This window comes from Pseudomonas sp. GW101-3H06, assembly GCF_059424605.1.
Map to the genome: position 1 here is coordinate 2,218,806 of NZ_JBWKZO010000001.1, position 25,293 is coordinate 2,244,098.

Annotated in this window: 26 protein-coding genes; 8 read left to right on the forward strand and 18 right to left on the reverse strand. The window is 53.8% G+C overall.

Annotation, left to right across the window (positions count from 1 at the left end; translation table 11 throughout):
* Nucleotides 1–9: 9 nt before the first annotated feature.
* On the reverse strand, nt 10–450 hold the full coding sequence (locus tag AC07ZE_RS10045) for a low molecular weight protein-tyrosine-phosphatase (protein WP_207263888.1): 441 nt from the start codon (nt 448–450) through the stop codon (nt 10–12).
* Nucleotides 451–550: 100 nt separating this feature from the next.
* A complete protein-coding gene (locus AC07ZE_RS10050; RefSeq protein WP_207263891.1) occupies nt 551–1,957 on the reverse strand; it encodes a mannose-1-phosphate guanylyltransferase/mannose-6-phosphate isomerase in 1,407 nt (468 codons plus the stop codon).
* Between the two features lie 911 nt (nt 1,958–2,868).
* Here AC07ZE_RS10050 and AC07ZE_RS10055 point away from each other — a divergent pair.
* The 5 genes from AC07ZE_RS10055 (at nt 2,869) to AC07ZE_RS10075 (ending at nt 7,819) form a co-directional block, all read left to right on the forward strand.
* Nucleotides 2,869–3,105 carry a hypothetical protein gene (locus AC07ZE_RS10055; RefSeq protein ID WP_095196962.1) on the forward strand — a complete coding sequence of 79 codons (237 nt, stop codon included), beginning with the start codon at nt 2,869–2,871 and terminating at the stop codon, nt 3,103–3,105.
* An 89-nt stretch (nt 3,106–3,194) separates the two neighbouring features.
* A complete protein-coding gene (locus AC07ZE_RS10060; RefSeq protein WP_207263893.1) occupies nt 3,195–4,310 on the forward strand; it encodes a polysaccharide biosynthesis/export family protein in 1,116 nt (371 codons plus the stop codon).
* Nucleotides 4,311–4,323: 13 nt separating this feature from the next.
* Nucleotides 4,324–4,983, forward strand: coding sequence for a YjbF family lipoprotein (locus AC07ZE_RS10065; RefSeq protein ID WP_404940863.1), 660 nt, complete (start codon nt 4,324–4,326; stop codon nt 4,981–4,983).
* Nucleotides 4,980–5,747 (forward strand): capsule biosynthesis GfcC family protein, encoded by a 768-nt coding sequence (locus AC07ZE_RS10070; protein ID WP_207263901.1) that lies wholly within the window; start codon nt 4,980–4,982, stop codon nt 5,745–5,747. Before AC07ZE_RS10065 ends, AC07ZE_RS10070 begins: the two co-directional genes overlap by 4 nt.
* On the forward strand, nt 5,744–7,819 hold the full coding sequence (locus AC07ZE_RS10075) for a YjbH domain-containing protein (protein WP_207263903.1): 2,076 nt from the start codon (nt 5,744–5,746) through the stop codon (nt 7,817–7,819). The genes AC07ZE_RS10070 and AC07ZE_RS10075 overlap by 4 nt, the downstream gene beginning before the upstream one ends.
* 132 nt (nt 7,820–7,951) lie before the next feature.
* Here AC07ZE_RS10075 and rfaH read toward each other — a convergent pair whose 3' ends face one another.
* From rfaH to AC07ZE_RS10100, 5 genes are all read right to left on the reverse strand, one after another.
* Complete coding sequence (gene rfaH / locus AC07ZE_RS10080; protein ID WP_207263913.1) at nt 7,952–8,458, reverse strand: transcription/translation regulatory transformer protein RfaH; 507 nt, start codon at nt 8,456–8,458, stop codon at nt 7,952–7,954.
* A gap of 114 nt (nt 8,459–8,572) precedes the next feature.
* Nucleotides 8,573–9,967 (reverse strand): undecaprenyl-phosphate glucose phosphotransferase, encoded by a 1,395-nt coding sequence (locus AC07ZE_RS10085; protein WP_207263922.1) that lies wholly within the window; start codon nt 9,965–9,967, stop codon nt 8,573–8,575.
* Between the two features lie 344 nt (nt 9,968–10,311).
* Nucleotides 10,312–10,971, reverse strand: a complete 660-nt coding sequence (locus AC07ZE_RS10090; RefSeq protein ID WP_207263924.1) for a winged helix-turn-helix domain-containing protein — start codon at nt 10,969–10,971, stop codon at nt 10,312–10,314.
* A gap of 34 nt (nt 10,972–11,005) precedes the next feature.
* Nucleotides 11,006–11,761, reverse strand: coding sequence for an EAL domain-containing protein (locus AC07ZE_RS10095; RefSeq protein WP_207263927.1), 756 nt, complete (start codon nt 11,759–11,761; stop codon nt 11,006–11,008).
* Between the two features lie 26 nt (nt 11,762–11,787).
* On the reverse strand, nt 11,788–12,528 hold the full coding sequence (locus AC07ZE_RS10100) for a winged helix-turn-helix domain-containing protein (protein WP_404940864.1): 741 nt from the start codon (nt 12,526–12,528) through the stop codon (nt 11,788–11,790).
* A 577-nt stretch (nt 12,529–13,105) separates the two neighbouring features.
* On the opposite strand from AC07ZE_RS10100, the gene AC07ZE_RS10105 reads away from it, so the two are divergent.
* The gene (locus AC07ZE_RS10105; RefSeq protein WP_207263929.1) at nt 13,106–13,939 is read left to right on the forward strand and encodes an undecaprenyl-diphosphate phosphatase; all 834 of its coding nucleotides are present in this window, start codon (nt 13,106–13,108) and stop codon (nt 13,937–13,939) included.
* 47 nt (nt 13,940–13,986) lie between these two features.
* On the opposite strand, the gene dusA is transcribed toward AC07ZE_RS10105, so the two are convergent.
* The gene (gene dusA / locus AC07ZE_RS10110) at nt 13,987–14,982 is read right to left on the reverse strand and encodes a tRNA dihydrouridine(20/20a) synthase DusA (protein ID WP_207263931.1); all 996 of its coding nucleotides are present in this window, start codon (nt 14,980–14,982) and stop codon (nt 13,987–13,989) included.
* A 252-nt stretch (nt 14,983–15,234) separates the two neighbouring features.
* On the opposite strand from dusA, the gene AC07ZE_RS10115 reads away from it, so the two are divergent.
* Nucleotides 15,235–15,606, forward strand: coding sequence for a hypothetical protein (locus tag AC07ZE_RS10115; RefSeq protein ID WP_207263933.1), 372 nt, complete (start codon nt 15,235–15,237; stop codon nt 15,604–15,606).
* Between the two features lie 308 nt (nt 15,607–15,914).
* On the opposite strand, the gene AC07ZE_RS10120 is transcribed toward AC07ZE_RS10115, so the two are convergent.
* The 4 genes from AC07ZE_RS10120 to AC07ZE_RS10135 all read right to left on the reverse strand — a co-directional run bounded on the left by AC07ZE_RS10120 (nt 15,915) and on the right by AC07ZE_RS10135 (nt 18,775).
* Nucleotides 15,915–16,850 carry an RHS repeat-associated core domain-containing protein gene (locus tag AC07ZE_RS10120; RefSeq protein ID WP_207263935.1) on the reverse strand — a complete coding sequence of 312 codons (936 nt, stop codon included), beginning with the start codon at nt 16,848–16,850 and terminating at the stop codon, nt 15,915–15,917.
* A 265-nt stretch (nt 16,851–17,115) separates the two neighbouring features.
* Nucleotides 17,116–17,241, reverse strand: a complete 126-nt coding sequence (locus AC07ZE_RS10125) for a hypothetical protein (RefSeq protein ID WP_259331941.1) — start codon at nt 17,239–17,241, stop codon at nt 17,116–17,118.
* A gap of 196 nt (nt 17,242–17,437) precedes the next feature.
* Nucleotides 17,438–17,809 carry a nucleoside-diphosphate kinase gene (locus AC07ZE_RS10130; RefSeq protein ID WP_207263937.1) on the reverse strand — a complete coding sequence of 124 codons (372 nt, stop codon included), beginning with the start codon at nt 17,807–17,809 and terminating at the stop codon, nt 17,438–17,440.
* A 696-nt stretch (nt 17,810–18,505) separates the two neighbouring features.
* Entirely contained in the window at nt 18,506–18,775 is a 270-nt protein-coding gene (locus tag AC07ZE_RS10135; RefSeq protein ID WP_207263940.1) for a short-chain dehydrogenase, read from the reverse strand.
* A gap of 466 nt (nt 18,776–19,241) precedes the next feature.
* Between AC07ZE_RS10135 and AC07ZE_RS10140 the strand changes: the two genes are divergently transcribed.
* A complete protein-coding gene (locus tag AC07ZE_RS10140) occupies nt 19,242–19,460 on the forward strand; it encodes a hypothetical protein (protein ID WP_207263942.1) in 219 nt (72 codons plus the stop codon).
* A gap of 164 nt (nt 19,461–19,624) precedes the next feature.
* Here the strand turns inward: AC07ZE_RS10140 and AC07ZE_RS10145 are convergent, their stop codons facing one another.
* From AC07ZE_RS10145 to AC07ZE_RS10170, 6 genes are all read right to left on the reverse strand, one after another.
* Nucleotides 19,625–20,416 carry a transporter substrate-binding domain-containing protein gene (locus tag AC07ZE_RS10145; RefSeq protein ID WP_207263944.1) on the reverse strand — a complete coding sequence of 264 codons (792 nt, stop codon included), beginning with the start codon at nt 20,414–20,416 and terminating at the stop codon, nt 19,625–19,627.
* Nucleotides 20,417–20,490: 74 nt separating this feature from the next.
* Nucleotides 20,491–21,408 (reverse strand): copper homeostasis membrane protein CopD, encoded by a 918-nt coding sequence (gene copD, locus AC07ZE_RS10150; RefSeq protein WP_207263946.1) that lies wholly within the window; start codon nt 21,406–21,408, stop codon nt 20,491–20,493.
* 3 nt (nt 21,409–21,411) lie between these two features.
* Entirely contained in the window at nt 21,412–21,795 is a 384-nt protein-coding gene (copC, locus tag AC07ZE_RS10155) for a copper homeostasis periplasmic binding protein CopC (protein WP_207263948.1), read from the reverse strand.
* A gap of 54 nt (nt 21,796–21,849) precedes the next feature.
* Nucleotides 21,850–22,761 carry a copper resistance protein B gene (locus tag AC07ZE_RS10160; RefSeq protein ID WP_207263950.1) on the reverse strand — a complete coding sequence of 304 codons (912 nt, stop codon included), beginning with the start codon at nt 22,759–22,761 and terminating at the stop codon, nt 21,850–21,852.
* A 10-nt stretch (nt 22,762–22,771) separates the two neighbouring features.
* Nucleotides 22,772–24,469, reverse strand: a complete 1,698-nt coding sequence (locus tag AC07ZE_RS10165) for a copper resistance system multicopper oxidase (RefSeq protein WP_207263952.1) — start codon at nt 24,467–24,469, stop codon at nt 22,772–22,774.
* Nucleotides 24,470–24,574: 105 nt separating this feature from the next.
* Nucleotides 24,575–25,276 (reverse strand): murein L,D-transpeptidase catalytic domain family protein, encoded by a 702-nt coding sequence (locus tag AC07ZE_RS10170; RefSeq protein WP_095196902.1) that lies wholly within the window; start codon nt 25,274–25,276, stop codon nt 24,575–24,577.
* Between the last annotated feature and the right edge of the window lie 17 nt (nt 25,277–25,293).

Consider the following 25,293-nt stretch of genomic DNA (forward strand, 5'->3'; position numbering starts at 1 on the left):
AGGAGGACTTCACGGAGTTAATCGTGTGGCCCACGCTTGTACCGCCTCTTTTATCAAGGCATGTGCATGTTCAAATGCAGCCCGTCCCTGGCGATAGGGGTCTGGTATCTCACGTTCATCTTGCCATTTGCCAAGCAGAAAGACCTTTCCGCGAGCTTCGGAAGACAGTTGGAGTACACTGGATAACTGACGTTTTTCCATAACCAGCACAAGATCTGCATCCCCTAACAGCGCAGGGGTTAATTGACGCGCTTTATGGACCGGAGGCGTTTGGCCGTGTTGCGCCAACACAGCTAACGCAGTTGACTCAAGAGGGTGGTCGACCAGCGCGCCTAAACCGGCAGAACTGATTTTTATATCAGTTTCCTCTAAAAGCTGTGCAAACATTATTTCAGCCATGGGGCTTCGACAAATGTTGCCGGTGCAGACGATCAAAATACTTTTAAACAAGGCAGCTTTCGCCTCTCATCCTGGATGGTTATCGGATCGGGTACGCTTAGATGTCGAGTGTGTTCTAAAAAATTTTAGATAGATACGCAGTCGTGTGAAGCTAAGCTCTGCCGTACTTATCTTCAAAGCGGACAATGTCGTCCTCTCCAAGATATGAGCCGGACTGTACCTCAATTAACTCTAGCGGAATCACACCTGGATTTTCTAAGGCATGAATTTGGCCGATAGGGATATAGGTGGATTCGTTTTCGGCGACGAGGTAAGTTTTTTCACCGTTTGTAACCTTCGCGGTGCCACTCACAACAATCCAATGTTCTGCCCGATGATGATGCATCTGAACTGAGAGTTTTGCGCCAGGTTGTACGGTAATGCGTTTTACCTGGTAGCGGGGGCCGTTATCTATAGAGTCGTACATTCCCCATGGACGGTAAACTTCTCGATGATTAATGTGTTCATGCCGTCCTGAGTGTTTCAGTTGTTCAACCAGTTTCTTGATGTCCTGCTCGTGGGATTTGTGAGCCACCAACACAGCGTCTTTCGTTTCTACGATGACGAGATCCTGAATGCCTAACGTTGCTACCAGGCGATTGTTGGCATGGATGTAGGTATTCAAAGTGCCTTCCATCAACACGTCCCCTTTACAGGTATTGCCTGCTTCATCTTTGGTTGAAACCTTCGACAAAGCGTTCCAGGAACCCACATCACTCCAACCTGCATCCAGTGGGACCAGCACGGCCTCGGTGGTATTTTCCATTACTGCGTAGTCAATGGATTCATCGGCGCAGGTTGCAAAAATTTCACTATCCACACGAGTGAAATACATATCTTTGGAACCGCGGCTCAATGCGGATTGGCAGATGGATAAAATTTCTGGACGATACTTTGCCAGTTCCTCAAGATAACGGCTGGCCTTGAACATAAACATTCCGCTGTTCCAAAGATACCGTTGGCTTTCGATGTAATTTTTGGCGGTGGTCGCGTCCGGCTTTTCAATGAAACGTTTTACTCGATACCCTTTTTCACCAATTTTTTCGCCTATTTCGAGATAACCGTATCCCGTTTCTGGTGTTTTAGGCACCACGCCGAAAGTTACAAGCTTACCTTCTTCAGCCAGTGGGATGGCTGCCTTCACACTTGCATGGAACTCTGTAATGTCTTCGATCAAGTGGTCCGCTGCAAGTACCAATAAGATGGGGTCGCTGTTCGTAGCGACAGCTTGTATGGCCGCAATCGCTATTGCAGGGGCTGTGTTCCGTCCAACAGGTTCTAGCAAAATGCGAAAGTCTTCTATCCCGAGTTTGATCAGTTGTTCTGCTGCCAGGAAGCGATGTGCTTCATTGCAGATGAGCTGTGGTGCTTGCAGGTCTAATCCGTCCAGTCGTTGGATAGTCGCTTGCAGCATCGAGAATGTTTCATTGGCCAAAGGAAGAAATTGTTTTGGGCGCAGTTGACGAGAGAGGGGCCATAAGCGAGATCCTGTCCCGCCGGATAAAATAATAGGAATCATATCGCTACTCTGCTGAAGTGAGTCATGGTTTGAGTCGGCGCAATCGGCGCAATCACTTAGGTCGCGCTTGGGTATAGGTGGGGCGCGGGCATATGAATAAATTCAAAAAAAGGAATGCTACCGCCCCAGGATCTAGAGTATTAATCCTGAAAACTCTCTGGAGCTGTCGGGTGCTCCAAGCTATTAATCCGATGTTATAGGAACCCCCTGCGTCTATTCGGGGCTTCAGTTTCTAACGACGGTTGTTAAAATTACTGCTCGCAATGTTATCTTTGCTCTTAACTTGTGTGGCTAAAGATTTTACGTGCCTGGAGGCATTTGTCATGCTCTTTGAAAAGTATTCTTTATATAATTTCGATGCTCTTAATTTCTAACATGTTTTTTTTTTGGTATGTCATTATTTTTGCTGACCAAAAATAACAACGGCAATATAGATAACTGTTTCTTATCATGAATATAACATTGCTGTGTGTCTTTGGAAGTGCTAGCTGATGTCTATAAGATTTATCTCGGCTGTTCGCCGGTCGACCCATTGGAAGGTGGTGTTTTTTTAGTTTTGCATTTAATGATGATGCAGGGGGTTTTCACGGTTCCTGAATCTGACATTTATTAACATTACGCTCGACACTCGACTGTTATATTCTAGTGAAACGTAACAAAACCGCTGCTAAATCGCTGAGTTTTATGGAGAAAAGAGAGATAACGTTGGTTTTTGAAACTAACCTTCGCTCTGCGCGACTGATTGAGCTCGACGCGATCACTGGTATCAATGATCTTTCGGTGAGATGATCTACAGAAGGAAAAAAGGAGGGGCGTCGCAGTCGTTCGATGGTTGTATTTGTCGGCGTCTGCTCACTCTTTCGTTTTTGGTACTTAGTATCAAACCCTGTATCTAAAATTAGGAGTCTGATATGAAAAAGCTATTTGCTATCTCGTTGTTGACAATCTTGAGTACCTCAGTAATTGCGGCAGAAGAACCGCTGACACTGAGCACTCCGTTGGTGGGTTCAGTCACTGTCGGTACAAGCTTGCTGGTCGGCGCTGCAGTGGTCGCCGGCGTGGTAGCTGCATCTAACAGTGGCGGAAGTTCCAATGGTGGTACTGGTGGTACTGGTGGTACCACCGGTACTACCGGGACGACTAATTGAAATTGTAGTAGCGTTTTGGACAAGGTCACACAGGGTTGCCTGGGTGGCCTTGTTTTTTTGGGTGTGCTCTCAACTAGCGTAGTGTCAATATGATTCGTAATTTTTCTGTTGCCATACTGGCAAGTATTACTCTGCAAGGCTGTATGTTTTCCCCCGGTCAACATATGGACACTAGTCAAATCGTTCGTGATGGGACACCTGAGAGCAGTCGTGTTGAGCTGATCCCCATCACGCCTAAGTTGATTGCCATGAACTCGGCCACTCAGGTGGGCGAAACCATTCCCTCAGAGCTTTTGAGCTACTCACCTGGAAGTTACCGGATTGGTGCCAACGACTTGCTGTTTATCACCGTTTGGGACCATCCAGAGTTGACGGCGCCTTCGGGACCACAACAGCAAATCGATGCTAACGGGCGTCTTGTTCGCCCGGACGGCAATCTTTTTTACCCCTACGTTGGCAATATTCCTGCTGCAGGCAAAACGATCGAAGAGCTGCGTGCCTATATTTCAAGTCGTTTGTCGCAGTTTGTTGAAAGCCCTCAGGTAGATGTCAGTGTGTTGCGGTTCGCCAGTCAGAAAATCGTGGTTTCCGGTGCGGTCTTGAGGGCGGGGCAGCAGCCACTCACCACAACGCAACTGAGTGTTGTGGAGGCTGTGGGGGCCGCCGGAATCGATCCTTTGAACGCTGACCTTTCGAACCTGACCCTTACCCGTGATGGTCGCGAATATAAGTTGGATCTGGATGCGCTGAATCGTCAGAACAACTCCCAGTTGCCGAATGTGTATCTCAAGGCGGGTGACCAGTTGTATCTGCCTTACAACGATCGCAAGCGGATCTATGTCATGGGTGAAGTTACCCAGCCTCGGGCCCTGAGCTTCAAAACCAAAACCATGAACCTGTCCGATGTGTTGGGGACGGTGGGTGGCTTGAATCAGGCAACCTCCAATGGCAATGCCGTTTATGTGATCCGGGGTGTTGAAAACCTCGATAAGGAACCGGCGAAGATTTTTCAATTGGAAGCCGAATCACCTTCCGCCATGGCGTTGGCCACGCGTTTTGATGTGCAAGCACAGGATGTGGTCTATGTCGGGCCTGCCAACGTTACCCGCTGGAATCGCTTTATCAGCCAGTTGGTGCCTTCTGCGTCCATCATCGGTATCGGTGCTGCGACACAGAACAACTTGAGCGAAGCCAGCAACAGATAAGGCCCATTTCAGCGTGATAATTATGCGTAAGAGCGCCTTCCTGGCGATGGCTTTCATGCTGTGTGGGTGTAACCCACTGATGAAAGCCTCTTTCGATACCCTTAAAGCGTCCACTGTGGGGCCCGAGTCTTTGGAGTTGACCCAGGCCCAGGTGGATGCTGTTCCCTATCCTCAAATTAAAGTCACCACGTCCTCCAGTGAGGGCGTGATGGCGATGATTCGCCAGCGTGGCGACCTGCAATTCTGGGTTGCATCCGGCAAGCAGGTGTTGTTGATGCGCGATGGGTTGATCGTGCGCAGTGTCGGGCTTGGTATCAATCTCGATGGTACCCGCTGGGAGGGCGAGTCGCCGTTCAAGCATGGGCTGCACCGGCTGCCCGAGGGCTTTAGCAGCACCCGCTGGATCGATATCTATGACGGCTACCGCGTCGGGATTGCCGTGACCAGCCGGTTTACCCAGGAAGGCATCGAGGACATCAAGGTGATGGACAAGACGTATGCCTTGCTCCGTGTTGATGAGCGCATTGATGCGCCTCAAATAGATTTCCACGCAGTCAATCGTTACTGGGTCAGGCCACAGGATGGTTTCGTCATTCAGAGCGAGCAGCATATAACGCCGCACATTTCCCTGAAGGTCATTCAGTTGCGTTCTGAACAGGGAGTTACTCATTGAAGCCTCTGAACATAGTGTTTGCCGGCTTGTTATTAGCGGGCTCAGGTCTGAGCCATGCCGACGTCACTGTCAGTGGTGACGTTCGCACTCCTGGCCAATTCAAGATCCAGCCGGGAGCCCGTTTGCTGGATGTTATTACTGCTTCGCAACCCAATGCTGAAAGTTACTGGTTGGGTGCCGCCTGGTTGCGCCAGCCCTTGCTGGAAGAACAGCGCCGGCTGAAAGTCGGGGTATTGTTTGATTTGAAAGTACTGCAGCGTGGCGCCTTGCTGTTTGGCAAGCCTGCCCGGGCGGCGTTGGCCGACCAGCTCTATGAAGAGATTGGGCAATTACCGGTTACGGGGCGCCAGGTTGCCGTACTTGACCCTGTTGCCGTCGAGGTCGGGTTTGCCCTCAACGCTCGTATCGATGACGGCGACCAACTTGTGTATCCATCTCGCCCCGATGCTGTGGAAGTGTTGGGCGCGGTCGCGAAACCTTGCCGGCTGCCTTATCGCGCAATGCAAGAGGCACGTGATTATCTGCAATCCTGCCCGCCCTCCACCGAAGCCGAGATGGATTACCTGTGGATTATCCAGCCCGATGGTCACACGCAACGGATAGGCATTGCCTTGTGGAATCGGGAAGAAGGGCACTGGCCCGCCGCCGGCAGCAAAATCCTGGTGCCGATCAAGAGCGATGACCTTGATCCGCCTACACCTGAACTCAATCAGCAGTTGGCCGAATTCCTCGCCACTCAACCTGTGGCTGAGGTGGCCCCTTGAAGTTACGTTTTGCAGCGGTCCTGTTGTTGCCTTGTGGTTTGGCTCATGGAGAACCGCGTTATACCCAGAATGATTTCGGCGGCGTGGGCTTGTTGCAAACACCCACTGCGCGCATGGCGCCTGCCGGCGAGCTGAGTGTCAATGCCAGTCGAACTGAACCCTATACTCGTTATAGCCTTTCGCTACAGCCCTTTGAATGGCTTGAGGGCTCGTTTCGTTATACCGCCATTACCAACCGGCCATACGGCCCCGAGTCACTCAGTGGCGATCAAAGCTACAAGGATAAGGCCGTTGATGCCAAAGTTCGTTTGTGGCAGGAAAGTCATTGGCTTCCTCAAGTGGCTCTAGGATTCCAGGACATCGGTGGTACAGGGTTATTCTCCAGTGAATATTTCGTTGCCAACAAACGCTTTGGCAACTTTGACTTCAGTGGCGGCGTAGCGTGGGGGTACATGGGGAATCGAGGCGATTTCGAAAACCCTCTAGGGTGGGTCGATGACCGCTTTGATACACGTCCACCCGGCGAAGGGACGGGCGACTTCAATGCGAATTATTTTAGAGGTACGCCTTCCTTGTTCGGCGGTGTCGCTTACCAAACACCTTGGGCACCCCTCAGTCTGAAACTCGAATATGAAGGCAATGACTATAAAAACGAGCCGCGTGACAACGACATCAAACAAGACTCACCCATCAACATCGGTGCCGTGTACAAGCTGACAGACTCGATTGATCTCAGCGCTGCCTGGGAGCGTGGCAATACCGCCATGTTTGGTATCACGCTGCACACCAACTTTGCCAGCCGCAAGTCGCCGGCAAAGACCTACGACCCGCCCGCGGAACCCCTCCCGGCCAAGGCGCCTGTCACCTCTGCGGATCAGGTCAATTGGGCCAATGTGTCCCAACGCCTGCAAAATAACGCCGGCTATAAAGTGGAGCGCATCACCCAGCGTGGCTCTGAATTGTTGGTGTATGGCGAGCAGTCCCGTTACTTCTATTCGGCTAAAGCTGTCGGCCGCGCCAGCCGGATTCTCGACAACAGCGTCAACGACGATATCGATTGGTTCACCTTGGTGAACAAGCGATACGACATGCCGTTGGAAGAAACCAGTGTGCCCCGCGATACCTTCCGCGAGGTGGTCAAAAACGAAGAGCCGCTGCAAGACTTGCATCGTGCAACCGAGGTCAACGCCGCCGTACCGCATACCGAGACCACGCTGTACACCGAGGCGCGTGATCCTTTCTCTTATGGACTGGGTCTGGGGTACAAGCAGAACATCGGTGGCCCTGACGGCTTGCTCTACCAGGTCACTGCCGATGCGGACGCGGAGTATCGCTTCACCCGTAACACCTGGTGGAGTGGTTTGCTGAGCGTCAACTTGGTGAATAACTTTGACAAGTTTACCTACGACGCTCCGAGCGGTTTACCTCGAGTGCGCACCGACTTGCGTCAGTATCTGACGACCTCTGACGTCACCATGCCAACGTTCCAGCTCAACCACGCCAAGCAGTTGGATAAAGACGTGTATGGCATGGTCTATGGGGGCTATCTGGAGTCCATGTTTGCCGGTGTCGGCGGTGAAGTGCTGTTTCGTCCTGCTGGTCAGCGCTGGTCTGTTGGCGCAGACCTGAACTTCGTTCGCCAGCGAAACTTCGACCAGGGTTTTGGTTTGCGTGACTACTCGACCGTCACGGGGCACATCACTGGCTACACCGATCTGCCTTTCGAAGCCCAGGCGGCCGTCAGTGTTGGTCGGTACTTGGCTCGCGACTGGGGCACCACGATCGACCTGTCCCGTGAGTTCAGTAACGGGGTGCGATTCGGTGGTTGGGTCACGCTGACCACGGCGACTAAAGAAGAGTATGGCGAGGGTAGTTTCGACAAGGGAATCTACATCTCCATCCCTTTCGACGAGTTGATGAGCATGTCGACGATGCGTCGCGCCAATATCGTTTGGGCACCTTTGACCCGGGACGGTGGTGCACGGCTCAATCGTAGTTATTCGCTGCACACAATGACCGATAGCCGTGACAGTGACCTGTTCTATCGCAACTTTGAGAAGATTACTGAATAAAAATCGGCGATCTGCAGGGGAGAGAAACTCTGCAGATCGCTTTTTTTCGTCAGTCGGAAGGGAATGCGAAGAGCGAGGCGCTGTTCAGAAGTTGCCTGCGCTCGGCCACTTCCATACAGCGCCTTGATGTTCCTACAGTCTGGTGATGCTCGACAGCGGCAGGTTGATACGCTGCTCGCGCTGCAAAAAGTTCATCAGCAACACAACCCGCTCATCACCATCCATCGCTAGAAACAGCGCTTCCAGCTCTGCAAAGCTCCCTTGATTGATCCGCACCAGGTCGCCCTGTGTCAGCAACGTTTGTGCCGACGGTTCGCGCTCGCGCAGTTGCAGATGATCAATCACGTCATCAGCAATCGCTACAGGCTGGCCGCCGAAACTGACCGTTCTCAATACACCACGCGTCGAGCGCAATGGCGCCCAGTTGTCGTGCAGGCTGAGCTGGATAAACAGGTAACCGGGAAACAGCGACTCGCAGAGGGTCTGCCGCTTGCCCCGAAGGAGACGTTCACGTCGATAGGTCGGGCGATAGCATTGATAACCCTGGCGCTGGAGATTTTCCTCGGCGCGCTCATCCTGCCTGGCTTTGCAGTGAATCAGGTACCAGGCGGGCTTGGCATATTGTTTACTCGCGATCATCCGAGTCTTCCTTACATGGCCAGTTGTTGGTCTCGAGTTACGCCAGATCAAGCGAAAAGGGGACCTTCGTCCCCTGATTAATCTGCTGGCGTACAATCAAATAGAGTTCTGCCGTCAATAAATGTCTTTTGACAGCAAGGTGAAGGGCGTCTTCACCAGGATTTTCAGATCCAGCCACAACGACCAGTTGTTGATGTACTTGAGGTCGATCTCGACGCGCTTCTGCATCTTGTCGAGGGTGTCGGTCTCGCCACGGCAACCGCTGATTTGAGCCAGCCCGGTGATCCCCGGCTTGATTCGATGGCGAGCCATGTAGGCGAGAATCTTGCCGGAGTAGTAATCGTTGTGAGCAATGGCATGTGGACGAGGTCCGACAAGGGCCATGTGGCCTTGCAGGACATTGAACAACTGCGGCAACTCATCCATTGAGGTGCGACGGATAAAACGTCCTACCGGCGTTATCCGCGAGTCGTTACGGCTGGCCTGTTTCACCTCGCGGTCATCGTGTACGCGCATCGAGCGAAACTTCCAGACCTGGATCACCTTGCCGTTCCAGCCATGCCGATCCTGCTTGAAAAACACCGGCCCCTGGGAGGTAAGCTTGACCGCCAGGCCAATCGCCAACAGCAATGGGCTGAGGACGATGATGGCCATCAGCGCCACGCTTTTGTCGAGCAGGCTTTTACTCAGTGCGGCGGTGGGTTGGCTGGTCAGCGGGCTTTCATTCAGGTGGATCGCCGGAAGGCCGTCCACGTCACTGACCGAGTGATTGAGCAGGGTCAGACTGTTCAAGTCCGGCACCCAGACAACATCGACGTGGGCATCCAGCAAGTCGCCATACATGGCTTCGATCTGTGCTGCTTCACTCAGGGGCAGCGTGATGTACAGGCGGCGGATATCGTGGGTCTGGATCAACTCCAGGAGTTCCTCTTGCGGACCTACGACAGGTGGCGCACCCATCTCCAGCAGCGGAGTGGCGTCCGAACTGACCAGGCCCACCAACGGGAAATGCTCAAGGGAACGAAGTTTGTTGGCCAAGCCCATAGCCAGCTCGCCCGTACCCACGATGAGTGTTTTCCGTTCGCGTTGAAGCGAGCGCTGGTAGTACTTCGAGAAACCCTGCAACGGGACATACAACAGTGCCTGCCCAATGTAGCTGCCGACAGCCCAGACCAGAATGATCTGGCGGGAAAACAGTTCATTGGCCTTGCACAGGAAGGCGACAATAGCCAACGCTGCCAAGGTCATTGCCCAACCCATCAATAGCCTGATCAGCCCTTCAAGGAAGTTGTCTTTTTTAGCGTAAACACCACACCATGTATAAGCTGGCACAGATGCCAGTACTGTAAGTGCTGCGCAGACGCGATAATAAAATTCTACCGTTCCCGTCTGGTTATAAACCAATAGAAGTAACAGGGCGACAACAAAGCCCTGACCCAATGCCCACTGTCCCCAGAAGGTCAATCCTTTGAGAGTGGTATTTCGATTGATACGAAGATTGTTAACCATGCGATATCCCCAAAATACGTCCATTTGCGTGTCGACAGACAAGAACCAAAGTTGATCTGGCAGCGTTATTGTTCTTATAAGATGGCCATGCGCTGACGAACTGAAGAGCCAGGGCGGCGGTGTCGTCAGTAAATAGATTAAGTTATTGGTTTGAATACTGTCTGACGACTTCTAACGAGGAGATTAGTGCCGCGGGTTAATATAGTGGGGAGGCGTTATAAAAAGTCGACAATGTGACTTGGGCTATAGAGGTACTTATTAGAAGGAAGGGGAGGCAGGGGGGAGGGAAACCGGTGTGCGTTATTGTTATTGTAGTGCACGGCCAGTGTGAGCATTTTGTTAGCTCAGGTCAGGCTTTTCCCGCGTACGATCTTTTGTATCAGGCAATAGCCACGATTTCTGACTGCCCGAAATAGTCGTTCTCCATTGCTGGCATTCTTGAACTTCTCCTGCAGTCGGCTCAGGCACATTTCGAGACCTCGATAGTGTTCAGGTTCTCGGCCGATGCTGCGGATAAGATCATCCTTGCTGACCACGCGATCATCATGATGAAGCATTTTCTTGAGCAGTGTGGCTTCCAGGCCAGTCAGGACAATTTCGATATCATCCTTGATCAGTGCGCCGTTGCCATTGCTTAAGCGCCAGGCTTCGTCGGCGGAGCGATCCGGGGCGTCATCCTTGGCTTGCTCTGCAATCGAGGTGATGTTGATGCGCTGAGTAGTGGGTTGAACCGCTTGCCACTGGGAATTGAACGTCGAAAGAATGCGCTGTGTATCATGCTTGATAACAGGCGAAACCATTCTTTCCACGTGCGGGTAAATAAACTCCATGAGTTTGGGGGCTGAGGAGGGTGGGGTCACGCCTTCAACGAACATTTTTGCCTGGGAAGTACCAAACGAGTTATAGCGTTTGCTCGATAACAGTGCCTCCAGCTCAAGTTGCAGTGCGGGGCTATGAGTTACTACGACAAAATATTTTCTCGGGAGGTTTGTGCTGCTTTCCATGTCGCTCTCCTGAATTGCACGCCTGATTTATTGGTTAAAGGTTGTCGGCAGGGGAGTAATGGCTCCCTTGAAAGTAATCAAAGGGCAACGCTCGCGCCAGTACGTGGCTGGCGGCATGCTCGACTCTGTCCGCTATAAAACAGACTTTGGTGTTATGAGCCTGGGCGGTCATGCGCTCGTAGAGGCGATTGAAGAGTTCCGGGTTACTCGTGAGCTTCAGGCTCAAGTCTAGGGCCGATATGGATATCTTGATATAGTCAAATAGATTCAAGGTTGTAAATATCTCGATACTTTCATCGTAGATATTGTAACCATCGAGCGCGATTTCGATGCCGTGATCTTTTAGTAGATACACGTTATGGAGAATCTTCTTTTTATCGCTGAAGTTGACCGCTGGCAGGGGGAGTTCATTTAACGCGACCACCAGTGTCTGGCCAAAGCCACGCAGGGCTTCGCTGCACTGGATCAGCTCTTCGGTGAGAGCGGCGTCGGCGAGCGCTGACTGCTCCAGGCAGACAAAGCGGCGGCTGAGGTATTTGTTTTGGCTGGAGATATTGCGATCTTTCAGCGAGAAGGCGATCAGACGGGTCTGCATCAGCGCTTCACTGTAGATGGCATTCATCTCATTCGTCGCCGGTGCGTAAGAGGCAAGGGCGGACAGGAACTGACTGTCGTCAGATTTTATTCTGATCTCGCTGCCAAAGGGGCAGTCATCGCGTGTAAGAATCAATTGTCGAGACAAATAGTGATTCGCACGCTCAAAGCGAGGCACGCATTCAGTTGCGTTCATAATGCAAAAACTCCGTTGCATAGTCATCAGGTTGTAGAAATCAAGCCCCTGATTAAGCGATATCCATGCCCGCGAATACTCTGAATGGCGTTGGTGCCATACATGCCTTTTATCTTGCCGCGAAGGCGGCTGATCGATTTTTCCAAGGCTCTTGGGTCATAAAAATTTATATTAAGGCCCATGACGTTGGCGATTTCATCATGACTCAAAATGTGGCTTTTCGTTTGTGAGAACGCCTCAAGAATCTGCATTTCCGCAAACGATACATCCAGCTTTTTATCGTCCCCAATGAGGCACATGCGCGTGGGGTCTAAAAGCAGAATGTCTTTTTTCTGCCATTCCGGGCTACTGAAAATTCCGGAAAATACCTCGGTGCTTTCCTCCGGTGTACCGGTGAACTTGATGCAGTAATCGGCGCCTGCAAGATAATATTTCATCTTGTTGTAGGTGCCTGGCCCCGTGATGGCCGCAAAAATGATCGAGCCCATATTCTCGGAGCGCAGATCCTCAATCAGGGCAATGCTGTCGATAACCGCCTGTGGACTATCAATAATCACAAAAATCGCACGGTACAACTCCGGGTGTTTGTGTCTATTGAACGAGTGGCTATAGCACGTTGCTACTACGGGTATATCGAGATCGGTGTGCTTGGTGAGTAGTTCTCTGAATTCTTCTGCCAGCATGTGGGTACGCCCAATAGTGAGAATCCCTGTCTGCTCCTTTGCTAGATTGTGATATGAGGTCGTTTTGGTCCCTGTAAGCATCATGCTATGACTCGGCTGGGTGCTGACGTTTGGATGTTAAAGCACCGATTCTCATTTGTGACTGACAATTGGTAACATTTCATCGAAATTTGAAGCGGTCGACAGGTTTTTTTAACATTGCGGGCGACTCTGACGTGATCGTTTGCATTCTTGAGGCTTGGGAGGAAATGCTCTTGAGCTCCATCTTGCAGATTAAAGCGGCATAGCACTGTGCCATCTTTTTCCCGATATCCCGGTTTTCCGGCGCCATAAGCTTGACGCATGGCTGAAAGCGGGTGGCGATTGTAATTTATTACGGGAAATTATCAGCCCCTGAGACTTTGAATTTTTTGGCATAAGCTCAGGCTTTTTCCGTTAGAGGTATTTCGCACTGATAACGGATATATAACTTTTCTCCCGTTAGTTGTGGTGCTAGACATTTGATAACAAAGGGTTTTAACGCGCGGCTTGATGCGTTCTACTCTCGCGCTCGCCAAGTGGTCATTGTCAGGATTAATTTGCCCTGTTGCAGTGAATTCAAGGTGTTTGAATAGTCAACAGGCCTTTCATGCGATTATCGTGAGGGTCTTACGGGGGATTGATGGATCTGTGGACCACTGTATCGGTGTTGTTTTTAGGGTTGGTTGAAGGGCTCACCGAGTTTTTGCCCATCTCCAGTACCGGGCACCAGATTATTGTCGCGGACTTGCTCGACTTCGGTGGTGAACGCGCAATGGCGTTCAATATCATTATTCAACTGGGCGCCATCCTGGCGGTGGTCTGGGAGTTCCGAAGCAAAATCCTCGAAGTCGTCAGCGGTTTACCTACCCAGCGCAATGCGCAGCGCTTTACCTTGAATCTATTGATTGGCTTCATGCCGGCCGTTGTTCTGGGGGTGCTGTTCGCCGATAAAATTCACGAATACCTGTTCAATCCGATCACCGTCGCGATGGCATTGGTGGTGGGCGGCATCGTCATGTTGTGGGCCGAAGAGCGCAACCATGTGGTGTACGTCGATCATGTCGACGATATGCGCTGGCCTGACGCCCTCAAGGTCGGTTTCGCACAATGCCTGGCGATGATCCCGGGCACCTCCCGCTCAGGATCGACCATTATCGGTGGGCTACTGTTTGGTCTGTCACGCAAGGCCGCGACCGAGTTCTCGTTCTTCCTGGCCATGCCCACCATGGTGGGGGCCGCCGTCTATTCCGGCTACAAGTACCGGGACCTGTTCCAGGCCGGCGACCTGCCAGTCTTCGCCCTCGGCTTCGTGACGGCGTTCCTGTTCGCCATGATCGCCGTTCGTGGCTTGCTCAAGTTCATCGCCAACCACAGTTACGCCGCATTCGCCTGGTACCGGATCGCATTCGGTCTGCTGATCCTGGCGACCTGGATATTCGGTTGGATCAACTGGACTGAAGCAGCGGCGGTCTGAACATGTGCACCCGGCTGCGAACTCCGCAACCGGGTGCAGATTAATCCCTAACGCCCTTCGAGCAACTGCGCCGCCTGGTCCAGCAAGGCCAACGGCTCCTTGGCCTTGTGGATATCCACCGACAACAACTGCCGGAACTTGCGCGCCCCGGGAAACCCGGTACCCAGCCCCAACACATGCCGCGTGATGTGGTGCATCGAACCGCCCGCATCGATGTGCGCAGCGATATACGGCCGCAACTGCGCCAGCGCCTCGGCACGCGTGATCACCGGTGCCGTGCTGCCGAACAGCTGCTGATCCACCTCAGCCATCACATAAGGGTTGTGATACGCCTCGCGACCCAGCATCACCCCGTCGAAAGTCTGCAAATGCTCGTGGCAGGCCTCCAGCGTCTTGATCCCGCCGTTGAGAATAATCTCCAACTCCGGAAAGTCCGCCTTCAACCGCGCCGCCACGTCATAACGCAACGGTGGAATGTCCCGGTTCTCCTTCGGTGACAATCCCTCCAGAATCGCAATCCGCGCATGCACAGTAAAACTCGTGCACCCGGCCTCGCGAACCGTGCCGACGAAATCGCACAACTCTTCGTAACTGTCTCGCCCGTTAATCCCGATGCGATGCTTCACCGTCACCGGAATCGACACTGCATCGCGCATCGCCTTCACACAATCAGCCACCAACTGCGGATGCCCCATCAGGCACGCGCCGATCATATTGTTCTGCACCCGATCACTCGGGCAGCCGACATTCAGATTCACCTCGTCGTAACGGTGGTCCTGGGCCATGCGCGCACACGCCGCGAGATCCAGCGGCACACTGCCGCCCAACTGCAACGCGAGCGGGTGCTCGGCTTCGTTATGGCGCAGGAAACGTTCGTGATCACCGTTGAGGAGCGCACCGGTGGTAACCATTTCGGTGTAGAGCAGGGCGTTTTTCGACAGCAGGCGCAGGAAGAAACGGCAGTGGCGGTCGGTCCAATCCATCATCGGGGCGACGGAGAAACGGCGGGAGAGTGGGGCGGGTGTTGTGGTGGTTACGGACATTGGGGATCTGGAATCGGTGAGGCTGGGAGGTGGGGGAGTTTAACAGGAATGGGGGGATGGGGCTTGGACAGTTAAGTAATAGCGGCACGCGGCTGAATCACTGCAAGATAAGTGGCCATTCTCCGATTTCCTGCGCCATAAGAAAGACAGTTTTATTTCTATTAAATCTTAAGCCCTGTTATTTGTGACAGTAGGCAGACTTCAATAACGAAGGCACGCTGAAGCCTGCTTGAAAACTGGAGGTCACTTAAAGTGAAAATGTCGATCGAAGGGCAGGTTACATTGAACTTGGAGAAAGGGGATTCGATTCAGCTCGAATCAAAATCCGGTCAAATTCATGCTGGGAAGTTAGTTTCATATAGTAACGATGGCTCATTTGTGCTTATTGATTCAGGTGCAGGGTCAAAAGAAGTTCGGGTAAGTGAAGTGGCTAATCTTTTTGTGAAAACCTCTAGTGAGCAAGGCATGCTCATGCCTACACCTAAGTTTTTCATAAGCGGAATAGTATTGGCGGTAGCAGGCACTGTCACCGGAGCACTGCCAAATCCATCGGAGCGGCCGGTGGCGGCTCCTCCGACTAAACCGCCTTTCACTTTTACATCTTTTGGAGTTAGCCTGTATTAGGCGTGAAAGTGACTGCACAATTCTAGAAACTCGTTGGTAGCCTGAAAGTAGGCTGTGAGTAGGGGCGCCCATTAGCCGGTCGCGAGTCAAAGGCTAATGGGTGTACCACCTTAAGTTGGTCTGCATATTTACGTATCGGTCTTGGATCAGAAATAGGGCTGGCCAAAAATAAGAAGTTTCATTTAATGCTCAGAATCCAAGTGCGAAAAGGGACCAGCGAAAAGGGGAGGGATTTATTAATCCATAAAAACAAACCCGTCTCCGTTGTTGCCGCTTTTTTGCCGAAAAATAATTCTGTCCCCTTTGCTCTACGTTGGCATATTGGCGTTTTGACGTTGTAGGGGAGGTCTTGTATTTCTTATCCGATTTCGTTCCTCCATCGCAGTTACACGGTTAAGTTCAGCTTGGAGTTCAGCCACTTCCTGTTGCCGGACTAATTCTTGTCGTTGGATTTCCAGCAGTCGTTGGCGCTCCCTTTCTTGCGCTTGCGCGTCAGGCCAATAATTTTTGCGTTCTCTGGCAGTTGTGCCCTGAAGCGTATCCCTGGTTAGTTGAGTGCGAGAGTCATGAGTACTTTGCGTCTTTGTTGTGATTGGTTGCCTACCAGGCGATGAGTCCGAAAACAATGAGTGATGTGAGGGAGGACGCTCGATGGGGATGGGCTTTGAGCCAAGATTGTTGAGGCCAGGTATTTTGTTCTGCATTGCAGGTTTTCTGTGTAAGCCACCCAGTGCCCTATAACCCGCACCTAAACCTGCAGCCGCGCTGACTATGACGAGTGCTGTACCGATAGGTGATCCAGGGTCGCTGATCTCTACCGCCATCGCGGCTATCCCGGCGGTGATTGACGTCGCCGCCATTGCACCTGTTGGTGCTGCCAAGGTTCTGAAAAACGACGAACCAATACTGAATACCCCTGCACGACCTGTTGGATCCCGGTAATTAATTGGATCTCCAACGCAATACATGTATGGGTTTATACCGCCAGCGCCAAAAGGACTCCATTTGTCAGGGCTGTGAAAACGCATCAGTACCGGGTTGTAGGCGCGATAGCCATTGCCGAGCATGTACCAGCGTATGCACGACTCCCGAAGCTCTCCATTAAAGCCTAAATGACTCGACGTTCGGCGCTCGGCGCTGAGATGCCCGTAGGCGCAATACTTCAATCGGTTGACGCCACCCTGAATCACTTCCGCTAGGACGGATTGGTTCTGGCTTGTTGCCAATAGAATCGATTGAACCATCGATATCGGCCTGCTGGGGATTTTGGAGATGGTTTTGGTTATACAGCAATAGTTTCGGCTTCCGTACTAGCAGAACTGATAGGGCACTGATCTGGTTGTGACCGCCAGCGTCTGCTTGATTACGGTACCGTTGCGGTTTACTCGAGGGGCTTGCGCGTCACCGGTAAAGGGGAAAAACAGATTAATTTCTGTGACGTGCTCTTTCGAAAAATAAATCTGTCCCCTTTGCTGAGAACGTGATCGAATACCTCGAAGTCATTTCCGGTCAGAACCCACAGTCGGCCAAGGCAGTCGCCGTGGCCATGGTGGCGAAACTGAAGTAATCCTGGGCGACCGTTCCAGGCAAGCCAGGCCTTAGGTGCTGCGGGTCGATCTGCTTCGGCGCCAGCACCACCGTCTATCCCGACTCGCTGCAAGCTTATGTGTCGGAAGACGACACCCGCACATTTCGGGCGAAAAGGACTGGGCGAAAAGGGGACGGATTTATTAATTCATAAAAAAGTCCATCCCCTTTGCTCTGCTTTTAACCTTGACTCGAGACCGGCTAATGGGTGTCCCCTTTGCTCCTCTATTGTCTGAACCTTTCGCTACTCGTAGATCCAGGGTTCAAGGGCGGACTCAAATGTTGTACCTCCTACCGGGAACCACAATGCAATTTCCTTCTTCGCGCTCTCAACTGCATCATCTGTAGGTGAAATCATTGGGGCCTTCGTTGATGCCAGGCTCGCGCTTTCCTCTGCACGTTTCCGCAGAACTTCCTTCACAGCACCCACGAATTCGGCAATAGAATCCGCGGACAAGGGCATACCACGAAACGTGGCATTTTTAAACTCGATAGCTGGTTTGGGGTTGGAGTAAACTACTGCGTTGGTGAAATTCAACCCGGCAAACTTGACTATCTCGATGATTTGACTAGATGGTATGTGAGGTGGGATTGGACTCATTTTGAAGTTTGACACGATGCTATTCCTCATTTGTCAGAGCGATGCCTGGCAACCGCCACATACGTATCGAATGGCTAAACTGCATCTGCTAGCGCGTATCGATTTCACTTCGTAACCGGCACCAAACATTGATTCGCGTCTACGGTGTTACGTAAGCATTTTTCTTTCGTTCAGAGACCGTTTAACTCCCTCCACGGTACGTGGAGCTAGATTTCGTAAGGATTATTATTCGGTGTTACTACAGAATCTTCGACTGGTAAATATGACAGTTTTTTTGATCAATTCGCAATATTCGCAATAGCTAAATAAGCTGGATATACACTTCTACGATCACCCCTGCCGAGCCGGCTGTCCACGTGGTACAGGGTTTTGCTTGCAAGCACTTTGGAAGACAAGGGTCATACCACAGGCGGATCGCAGTAACACTAAGGGGGAAAGGGGGGGAAAGGGGACGGATTTTTTTTTATTTTTTTCACGGATAAATAAATCCGTCCCCTTTTTTCCAGCAGGTTGTCGCGCGGTGTATCTCGACGGTTCCCGTTCCATGCTCATCTGCATCGCAACGTTTGCTTGAAAATTGCACCATGAACAGGCTGTGGCATTACAAAGGCTGGGAAAACCAACGATAAAGCACGTTAAAGGGGGGGAGGAAATGCATGGGTTCTGTGGGATGGGTCAAGGGGCATCCGCTGTGGACGCCCCCTTTTCACATCAGGACGGCTCAGCATCCATACGCCGCGCAATCACATCCAGCACATCGCACCCATCACGCAACGGCACACAACACAGCAACGCGAAGTCACTGAGAATCACCGAGTCGGTGGTGATGTCACCGCGCATCGCGAGGTTTTCAAGGATCTGCGTTACGGCCCGAATTCTGTAACTGGCTGTGCTGAGCAGGGAGTGGAGCGGCTGTGTGGTGTTGACGTATAGGGAGGGGAGGTCGTCGGCGTTGCTGGTTAAAGCCATGTATTCATTCATGAGTGATCACCATGTAGGAGGAAAGGCCTACCACTCAATCGTCGCCAAACAATAGGGTGGTAGCTGTACGCGGGTTGGCGAACCGGGCCATGGTAAAACCGGCAGACCCTAAGGTCTCCCACGCACAGCCACCAAAAAAAGGCAGTCAAGTGCGTTCAAAAGCGCTCCGAGAAATACTCGGAGGCTTCTGTACCAAGGCATCGAGTCGCCAAACCCGATACGCCATTTGGGCGCGCTCGGACTATAGGTCTCATGACAAAGGCACAGCAATGCGCAAGTGTACGGACAATTCCTAGCGTCGTGTAGGACGGTGCTCTTTTTGACTGAGTGGCTCATTCTTCAAGAAACCACCCCACCTGAACCAACGCTGTCCCCCAGCAAAGTTTCATAATCCCCACCCGCCCCGCAGCCTAGGATGGAGGCATAAATTCAAGCCAACACGCCTTCACCCAACAGGACACCGAAAATGATTTCAAACCTCGCCAAAGCCACGCTAATCGCCGGTGCTGTGCTGTTGAGCGCTTGTTCCGGGGTGAGTACCGCAAGCCGCTATTCCGAAGAACGCGTACCCTCTAGCGGCTTTGGCCCGGGGCCCTCCAACAACCCTGAGAAGATGAGTTTCCATGGCAGTGCGCTGGGTAACAGCTTTGGTGAGTACAGTTCGGGTTTGCTGCACGACGACTGATTGGATACCAGCGGTCTAACATCGCAATGGAGAGGGCGGCGGTAGGGAGCAATGCTATTTGCTTAAGCCTGGACCTCTAAATTTGTGGCGACAGGCGCAAGGGGGCCGCTTCGCGGCCCAACGGGGATGAATCCCCTCGCCACAGATTCTTGCTAGCCTGAAGGTTACTTACCCTCTGGCACCGCTATCCACTGCCCCAACACCTTCTGATAATTCCCCGTCACCTTGGCCAAGTGCAGCCACTGATCCACATACAACTTCCACGTCATGTCATCGCGCGGTAGCAGGTAAGCCTTTTCCCCATACTGCATGTACTGCGTCGGATTGACCGCACACAATCCCGGTTTGAGTTTCTGTTGGTACAGCGCTTCTGAGGCATCGGTGATCATCACGTCCGCCTTTTTATCCAGCAGCTCCTGAAAGATGGTGACGTTGTCGTGCAGTTTCAGTTGCGCCTTGGGCAGGAAGGCGTGGACGAAGGCTTCGTTGGTGCCGCCGGCCGGTTCGACCAGGCGAACGGTGGGTTGGTTGATCTGGTCGATGGTTTGATAGCGCGTCTGGTCTTCGCAGCGCACCAGGGGGATTTTGCCGTCGACGTCGAGGGTGGTGCTGAAGAAGGCTTTTTTCTGTCGATCCAGGGTGACGGAGATACCGCCCATGCCGATGTCGCATTTGCCGGCGAGCATGTCGGGCATGAGGGTTTTCCAGGTGGTTTGCACCCATTGGACTTTGACGCCGAGGCTGTCGGCCAGGGACTGGGCCATGGCGATGTCGATGCCGGAGTATTCGCCGTTTTCGGCTTTGTAGGTGTAGGGTTTGTAATCGCCTGTGGTGCAAACGCGCAATTGGCCTTGTTGAATGACGTTGTCCAGGTGCGAGGGTCCTTCCTGTGCCTGGACGCCGAGCGATAGCGCGAGCAGGCCGCTGAGCAGCAGGGGGCTTTTGACATTTTTCATTGTTATTGGGCTTTTGTGATGGTTGGTATTGAATGGGGGAGTGTAGTGAACATTTCAGGAAAATCGGCTACCCGCTACAGATCGCCGATGTCTGTTTCCGGGCTCAAGGTTCCGAGCCACGCCACTAATCCCACAATCAACACCGCAGCAATCAGTTCGGCCATGACGCTGCGCCGCAAGGTGTTGCCCGCCACCCGATACTGCCCATTTTGCATCGAGCGTTTGAGAATCGGCCCCAAATGAAAGCGGTTCAGGGCAGCGAGTACGAGCATGCCGCCAAAGAGCATGATTTTAGCGAACAGTAGAATACCGTAGGTGCCCAATGACAGTTCCAGGCCAGCGATGAAGAGGTAGTTCACAATCCCGGTGGCGGCGATGACCACAACGATCAGCGCACCGACAGATTCAAACCGGGTGACCGCGTAGGTTAACTGACGGATGTGATTTTCGGTTTGTAATCCATCAGCCCGTGACATCCACGCAAAGGCGATCAGCGCACCCAGCCAGGCGCCAGCGGCCAGTAAGTGCAGGATGTCTACCGTGAAGTGCCAGATCCCTTCATCCATCGCTCCGTGGCCGTTCCAGGCCAGGGAGGCGAGGGCGACGCCGCCCGCTGTGGTGGCAACGAGCAAGCTGATGCCGGGGGCGTGTCGGTTGAGCAGCATCGCAATGGCCGCGACAACCAGTGCGATGATCCGAACTGACCAGGCCACGCCGACATCCATTTCCAGGACCATCATTTCAATGTGCGGGCGCAGCGCCGCCCAGTCGGATTCACCACTCATGGCGCGTGCCAGCCAAAACATGCCGGCAGCGGACAGCAATAGGCCGAGGACGATGATGACCGTCAACAGCGAGCGAAATGGCAGCACCGCCCCTGATATCCGTTGCGGTCCTTTGAGGGCGTAGAGGCCAAAAAGGGCCAGCCCGAACAGCAGCATCAAATCCATGTACAGCGCAAAACGCAGGGTGATGTTGGCCAGTTCGCTCATCAGTTACTTCACTTTGAACGTAACGTTACCGGTGATCGGGTGGGTGTCCGATGACACCGCGCGCCATTCGACTTTGTAGGTGCCAGCGGGCAGCGGCGAAGCCGGGGTGATGAGCATGGTTTTCGGGTCACTGGCGCCGCTGACCTTGGCCTTCATGGGCATGGGGGCATGAGCCATGCCAGGCATTTCGGTCATGACCAGTTTCGCTCCGGAAAACTGCGTCACGAGGTTTTCGGAGAAGTGCAGTTCGATGGTCCCCGGCGCGGCACCTTCCGCGCCTTCGGCAGGGGTGGACGAGAGCAGTTTCGGGTGGGCCTGGGCGAGGGCGCTCAGTAGCAGGCCGGTTGAAAATACGCTGGCAACAATGGTGGTTTTGAACATGCGCATGCAAGGCCTCTTGCCGCTTGAAGCGGTCGATTGTGGATTATTGGATCAATGGGTTCAGAACCACATCCGCACGCCGAGTACCAGGCGTGCTTCGCTGCGGTCCTCGCCCTCTTCAGTGGCGTAATCGGCGGTTTTGCCATACGTGCGGTTCCAGGTTACGCCAATGTAGGGCGCGAACTCCCGGCGGATTTCATAACGCAGGCGCAGGCCGGCTTCGCTGTTGGACAGGCCGGAGCCAATGCCCCGTTGCGGGTCGTTCTTGCCGTAGAAATTGAGTTCGGCGGTGGGCTGCAGGATGAGTCGATTGGTCAGCAGAATATCGTAGTCGCCTTCCAGCCGTGCCGCCGTCTGGCCACCCTCGCCAATGAAGGCGGTGGCTTCGGCCTCGAAATTGTACAGCGCCATGCCTTGCACGCCGAAGGCGGCCCAGGTTTGCGGGGCGCCTGGTTTGAAGTCCTGGCGTACGCCGCTCACGACCTCCCACCACGGCGAAATGGCGTGGCCCCAGAGCGCCTGGATTTCGGCATCTTCGGTCTTGCCGTTGGTGCGCTCGCCTTCCGAGCGCAGCCACAGGCGATCAATGTCGCCGCCAATCCAGCCGGACAAGTCCCAGGCCAGAGTACTGCCGTCATCGGCGTCCTGCCATTCTAGCTTGTCGGCGAGGAAGAATGTGTTGATCGCACTGTCATGCACGGTATGCCCGTGGGGACTTGCGTAGACCGCGGCGCGATCGGCGTCGGTCAGCGGCGCAATGGGGGTGCGGCTTTCGGTCGGTGCGGCGGGCTGCATCTGGCCGTCGTCCATGGGTTGCATGGCGCCGTTGTCCATGGATTGCATGGCCCCGTGGTCCATGCCGGTCATCTGGCTGTGGTCCATGCCCTGCATGGTGTCAGTGGCGGCCATCGCCGAGGAAAGCGTCAGTCCGAGGCCGGCGAAGGTCAGAGCGTTGCGGGGAAATCTGATCATGGTTAGCGCCTCATTCTTCCACGCGAACTTCACGGAACATGCCCATTTCCATGTGGTACAGCAAATGGCAGTGATAAGCCCAGCGCCCGAGGGCATCGGCGGTCACGCGGTAGCTGCGCCGGGAGCCCGGCGGCATGTCGATGGTGTGTTTGCGCACCATGAAGTTGCCGTTCTCGTCTTCAAGGTCACTCCACATGCCGTGCAGGTGGATGGGGTGCGTCATCATGGTGTCGTTGACCAGCACCAGCCGGACGCGCTCGCCATACTTCAGGCGCAATGGTTCGGCGTCGGAGAACTTCACACCGTCGAACGACCAGGCGAATTTTTCCATGTGGCCGGTCAGATGCAGCTCGATGGTGCGGCCGGGTTCGCGGCCATCGGGGTCTTCGAAGGTGCTGCGCAGGTCGGTATAGGTCAGGACCCGGCGGCCATTGTTTCTCAGGCCAAGGCCGGGGTCGTCGAGTTTGGGTGAGGTGGTCATGGCCTGCATGTCCACCAACGGGTTGTCGTTTTCCGAGGCTGGATGGGATTGCATGCCGGGCATGGCCATGGCGCTGTGGTCCATGCCGGCCATGCTGCCGTGGTCCATGCCACCCATGCCCATGTCATCCATGGTCACCAGCGGACGCGGGTCCAGCGGCGGCACGGGTGCCGATGAGCCCGCCTTTACCGACAGCGTGCCGCGCGCATAACCCGTGCGATCCATCGATTGGGCGAAGAGGGTGTAGCTCTGCAGAGTCGGCTCGACGATCACGTCGAAGGTCTCCGCCACCGCGATGCGAAATTCATCGACGCTCACCGGTTTGACATGCAGTCCATCCGCCGCCACCACGGTCATTTTCAAACCGGGAATGCGCACGTCGAAGTAGGTCATCGCGGAGCCGTTGATAAAGCGCAGCCGCAGCTTCTCGCCGGGGCGAAACACGCCCGTCCAGTTGGCGTCTGGTGCCTGGCCGTTCATCAAAAAGGTATACGTGGCACCGCTGACGTCGGCCAGGTCGGTGGGGTTCATCTTCATCTCGGCCCACATCTTGCGATCGGCGACCGATGCCCCCCAACCTTTTTCGCTGACGTCGTGGATGAAATCGCCGACGGTGCGCTTGTTGTAGTTGTAGTAATCGGATTGTTTTTTCAAGGTCTTCATCAAGCTGACGGGTTCTTCGTCGGTCCAGTCGGACAGCATCACGACGTAATCGCGATCGTACTGGAAGGGCTCCGGTTCCCGGGCGTCGATCACCAGCGGACCGTACACGCCGATCTGTTCCTGAAGGCCGGAATGGCTGTGGTACCAGTAGGTACCGTTTTGCCGGACTTTGAATTGATAAACGTAGACGCCACCCGGTTCGATGCCTTTGAAGCTCAGCCCGGGCACGCCGTCCATGTTGGCCGGCAGCAGAATGCCGTGCCAATGAATGGAGGTGCTGTCCTTGAGTCTGTTTCTTACCCGCAATGTCACGGTGTCGCCTTCGCGCCAACGCAGCAGCGGGCCGGGAAGGCTGCCGTTGATGGTCATTGCGGTGCGCGGGTTGCCGGTGAAGTTGACCGGGGTTTCGCCGATGAACAGCTCGAAATCGCTGCCGGCCAGCACCTGCGGTTCGCCGGGGCTGGTGATCGCCCAGACCGGCGTTCGCCATAACCCGAGGCCGCCCAGCAGCCCGCCCGCGGCCAGGCCCTTGACGAAGGTGCGTCTTGAAGTGTTGGAATGCATGCCGTTTATTCCGCCAGCCAGGTGAACATATCGTCAAGGCTAGCGGATGGTGCCTTTCAGCAGGCTGAGGCGAACATTACAGTTTTGACAGCTTGGCGCGCAGGTTTACTGGCGTTTGGTGGCTTTGTCCGATGACGCCACCGTCCCGCTCCCACAATTGATATAGGAAGAAGACTTCAGCCAGCGCTGATCCGGATAGTAGGAAAACAGCAACTGCCCATCCTTCATCGAGTCGATCAGCCTGCGCGCAATGGCGGGTCGGACTGCCGGACAACCGAGGCTTCTGCCGATGCGCCCGTTGGCGCGTGCCAGGACCGGACTGACGTACGGTGCGCCATGAATCACGATTGCCCGATCAAAGGCGTTATCGTTGAAGCCGGGCTCCAGGCCTTCCATGCGCAATGAGTAGCCGTTTTGGCCGCGATAGCTTTCCTGCGTGCGGAACAGGCCGAGGCTGGTAGCGAAGCTTTCATTCTGGTTGGAGAACTGGGTGGCCATGTTTTCGCCGCTGTTGCGGCCATGGGCGACAAGTTCCTGGAACAGCAATTTGCGCTTTTTCAGGTCGAACACCCACAACCGTTGTTCGGTTGAAGGCAGGGAGTAATCGATCACTGCTAGTCTCTGTGCCGGAGCTGCGCCTTGGGCGCGGGTGCACTGGGTGGCACGTACCGCCAGGGCGATGACTTTTGCATTGGCGTTTGGAGCAGCTTTGGCCAGCGCCACTTCAAGCGAATCGGCGTAGGCTGGTAGGTAGGCCGACGTCAACAGCAGGGCTGTGAGCAGAAAGCCAAAGCGTTGTATCGGCATAAGGTAAGTCTCATCAG

Excerpts from the sequence above, each read along its gene's own strand:
- AC07ZE_RS10050 (WP_207263891.1), bottom strand. The coding sequence starts at position 1,957 with ATGATTCCTATTATTTTATCCGGCGGGACAGGATCTCGCTTATGGCCC.
- AC07ZE_RS10055 (WP_095196962.1), top strand. The coding sequence starts at position 2,869 with ATGAAAAAGCTATTTGCTATCTCGTTGTTGACAATCTTGAGTACCTCA.
- AC07ZE_RS10060 (WP_207263893.1), top strand. The coding sequence starts at position 3,195 with ATGATTCGTAATTTTTCTGTTGCCATACTGGCAAGTATTACTCTGCAA.
- rfaH (WP_207263913.1), bottom strand. The coding sequence starts at position 8,458 with ATGATCGCGAGTAAACAATATGCCAAGCCCGCCTGGTACCTGATTCAC.
- AC07ZE_RS10085 (WP_207263922.1), bottom strand. The coding sequence starts at position 9,967 with ATGGTTAACAATCTTCGTATCAATCGAAATACCACTCTCAAAGGATTG.
- AC07ZE_RS10090 (WP_207263924.1), bottom strand. The coding sequence starts at position 10,971 with ATGGAAAGCAGCACAAACCTCCCGAGAAAATATTTTGTCGTAGTAACT.
- AC07ZE_RS10095 (WP_207263927.1), bottom strand. The coding sequence starts at position 11,761 with ATGAACGCAACTGAATGCGTGCCTCGCTTTGAGCGTGCGAATCACTAT.
- AC07ZE_RS10100 (WP_404940864.1), bottom strand. The coding sequence starts at position 12,528 with ATGATGCTTACAGGGACCAAAACGACCTCATATCACAATCTAGCAAAG.
- AC07ZE_RS10105 (WP_207263929.1), top strand. The coding sequence starts at position 13,106 with ATGGATCTGTGGACCACTGTATCGGTGTTGTTTTTAGGGTTGGTTGAA.
- dusA (WP_207263931.1), bottom strand. The coding sequence starts at position 14,982 with ATGTCCGTAACCACCACAACACCCGCCCCACTCTCCCGCCGTTTCTCC.
- AC07ZE_RS10120 (WP_207263935.1), bottom strand. The coding sequence starts at position 16,850 with ATGGTTCAATCGATTCTATTGGCAACAAGCCAGAACCAATCCGTCCTA.
- AC07ZE_RS10135 (WP_207263940.1), bottom strand. The coding sequence starts at position 18,775 with ATGAATGAATACATGGCTTTAACCAGCAACGCCGACGACCTCCCCTCC.
- AC07ZE_RS10140 (WP_207263942.1), top strand. The coding sequence starts at position 19,242 with ATGATTTCAAACCTCGCCAAAGCCACGCTAATCGCCGGTGCTGTGCTG.
- AC07ZE_RS10145 (WP_207263944.1), bottom strand. The coding sequence starts at position 20,416 with ATGAAAAATGTCAAAAGCCCCCTGCTGCTCAGCGGCCTGCTCGCGCTA.
- copD (WP_207263946.1), bottom strand. The coding sequence starts at position 21,408 with ATGAGCGAACTGGCCAACATCACCCTGCGTTTTGCGCTGTACATGGAT.
- copC (WP_207263948.1), bottom strand. The coding sequence starts at position 21,795 with ATGCGCATGTTCAAAACCACCATTGTTGCCAGCGTATTTTCAACCGGC.
- AC07ZE_RS10160 (WP_207263950.1), bottom strand. The coding sequence starts at position 22,761 with ATGATCAGATTTCCCCGCAACGCTCTGACCTTCGCCGGCCTCGGACTG.
- AC07ZE_RS10165 (WP_207263952.1), bottom strand. The coding sequence starts at position 24,469 with ATGCATTCCAACACTTCAAGACGCACCTTCGTCAAGGGCCTGGCCGCG.
- AC07ZE_RS10170 (WP_095196902.1), bottom strand. The coding sequence starts at position 25,276 with ATGCCGATACAACGCTTTGGCTTTCTGCTCACAGCCCTGCTGTTGACG.